Origin of the sequence: uncultured Endozoicomonas sp., assembly GCF_947495845.1 — a bacterium.
Lineage (GTDB): Bacteria > Pseudomonadota > Gammaproteobacteria > Pseudomonadales > Endozoicomonadaceae > Endozoicomonas.
The window spans coordinates 1-2,211 of record NZ_CANMAO010000067.1 but is presented as its reverse complement, the minus strand read 5'-3'; the positions used below and the strand labels follow the sequence as shown (position 1 = coordinate 2,211).

The 2,211-nt window shown below is 38.9% G+C and carries 4 protein-coding genes; all 4 read right to left on the bottom strand.

Annotated elements, in window-relative coordinates:
• Nucleotides 1–158: 158 nt before the first annotated feature.
• Nucleotides 159–584 carry a helix-turn-helix domain-containing protein gene (locus Q1B11_RS20050; protein WP_299735758.1) on the bottom strand — a complete coding sequence of 142 codons (426 nt, stop codon included), beginning with the start codon at nt 582–584 and terminating at the stop codon, nt 159–161.
• Nucleotides 581–895 carry a type II toxin-antitoxin system HigB family toxin gene (locus tag Q1B11_RS20045; protein ID WP_299735756.1) on the bottom strand — a complete coding sequence of 105 codons (315 nt, stop codon included), beginning with the start codon at nt 893–895 and terminating at the stop codon, nt 581–583. The genes Q1B11_RS20050 and Q1B11_RS20045 overlap by 4 nt, the downstream gene beginning before the upstream one ends.
• 163 nt (nt 896–1,058) lie before the next feature.
• Nucleotides 1,059–1,697: a hypothetical protein gene (locus Q1B11_RS20040; RefSeq protein ID WP_299735755.1), complete on the bottom strand. Its 639-nt coding sequence runs from the start codon at nt 1,695–1,697 to the stop codon at nt 1,059–1,061.
• 39 nt (nt 1,698–1,736) lie between these two features.
• Nucleotides 1,737–2,211, bottom strand: a 475-nt coding sequence (locus tag Q1B11_RS20035) for a hypothetical protein (protein WP_299735753.1), incomplete at its 5' end; no start/stop codon positions are given.

Sequence of the window (2,211 nt, the reverse complement as noted above, 5' to 3'; positions counted from 1 at the left end):
GGTTCTGAAAAATAACTGTGCAAAAAGCGACCAAGTCAACTTTCAAATGCTCTTACATGTTTTGTCCCGTACATAGAGGAGTGACATAACGCCAAATTAAGCGGCGCCGCCGCAGGCGGCGTCCGGTGGAGCGAAGCGGAACGAACTTGAATTTATTGTTATGCCCTGTGGAAAAATACTGAAGGTGATATGTTAAAGCGTGCAGAAAGAGCCTGGATATGATCACGAGTAAGATTTCTGGAACCATTTAAGATCATTGATACCAGACTTTTACTACCCAGCTCCTTTTTTAGATCTTCCGCTTTTAACTGGTGCTGATCCATCAAAGTTCGTAGAACAGCAATACCATCATCTAAAGATGAAATTCTTTTATTAAATTCAGCAAACTCACTTGATTCGTCTTCCCACTTTTCAATAGAAATAGACAGCACTTCAATCAATGGAAGATATCTATCATAATCCTCAATTAATTCATCCATTAGCTCTAAAGCTTGTTCATACTCACTTTCGCTGTGAATACGACCAATAAAACTTGCCTCAGAAAAGAAATCTACCGCTTTCTGTTTAAGAGTTGAAAATCTCATGAGCGAGCCTCCATTGAGTACTTTTTACACAATTTGTCATATTCAGCATGAGAGACAATGTGTTTAACGTACATCCGATTATCCCTGAACTCTATAAATGCTATGAGTCTGAGATTATTGCCTCCAATATCGATTACCCACCATTTATCCTTGTACTTGAAATTATCCAAGCTCGGAAATAGTGATTTCAGCTCTTGAGGACTATTAAAGTCACCATTTCTCAATGACTTATATAATGCCTCTATAGCAGCTGCATTGTTCGGATATTTCTTTGCAGCATCACTAAACGGCTTTCTCGAGATAACGTGCATAACAGCCTCTAAGTTCACTTATTGTGAATATTAGCACGGCTAATGCGGGTTTACAAATTGTGAATACAGGCTCGATAAAAGGGCATAACGCCAAGTTCAGCCGCGCCGCCGACGGCGGCGTCGGGTGGAGGGGCGAAGCCCCGGAACGAACTGGAACTTTTTGTTATGTGCGTAGCGTGATGAAGGTGAATTGCTGCCCATTATTTATCGAACTGTGAAGCTCTTGGTTTCTCTGCTGCAATTCCGCAAGAAATTTAAAAAACTTATCATTCTGGTGATCTATTCTGCAGATTATATTTTGAACTGTTTCATCAAGATTGCCAGCTTCAAATAAAGGTAAAAGCATATCGTGATATTCTTGGTGATCCATTGCTCTTTTTACAATTTTTCGGTTCTCAAGAAATTTAATAGTGATAGAGTCATTATGCCTGCCAACTAAATATGAGTGAACATACTGATTTCTAAGGTTTAAAATGAATAATTGTTCTGTTACTGAAAATTTTTCAATTATATCTTTGAGTAGCTCTATAAGATGTTCGGCTTGATTGCAATATTCATCTATATGTTTTAATCCAAGATCAACTGCATCTTTTCTATGCTTGGCGATAGCTGTAGTTTCTGTAGCAATGAGATCAAATAAAGATGATATCCAGATCAAACCAAGTCTATTGCGTAATTCTTGCTCTTTTTCAAACTCCTGATCAAAAAGATAGAAGCCCCACGCTTCAGTTGATATTTTTACATCTGTGAATAGAGAGATTACTCTATTTATAACTATTTGTTGCTTTCGAGAATACTGCATAATTTCTCCTAATCCGTAATGTTAATACTCTATATTAACTCAGGAATGCTCTTGCAACTCCAAGGCTCTTCGTTCTATTATTTCACAAATTTCTTTAGCTTTGGGAAACTCTTCTGAGAGCCACTTCGAAGGAAAGTATTTATGATTTTTAAAAATCACATGCGGTGTTGCATCAGAACAGGAACAGAGAAAAACCTCATGTTCAGGCACGTTTGAAATGGCACCTGGGACAAAAACTGTCCCGTCCTGACCAATTGCAAAAGATCTTGCCCACTCAGGCAAGTTTACACCTTCTTCCTTATCGTATGTAAACCATTCAGCTTTCATAATGATTCCTATGAAATGTTTGTGTATAGAATAAGCACATAACGCCAACTTAAGCGGCGCGCCGCAGGTGCGTCCGGTGGAGGGCGAAGACCGGAACGAACTTGAAGTTTTTGTATGGATAATAATTAACGAAACAGGGTAATGTGAGACCCAGGCTTTAGCAGCAACTAAAGCCCTCTTGTGCAGC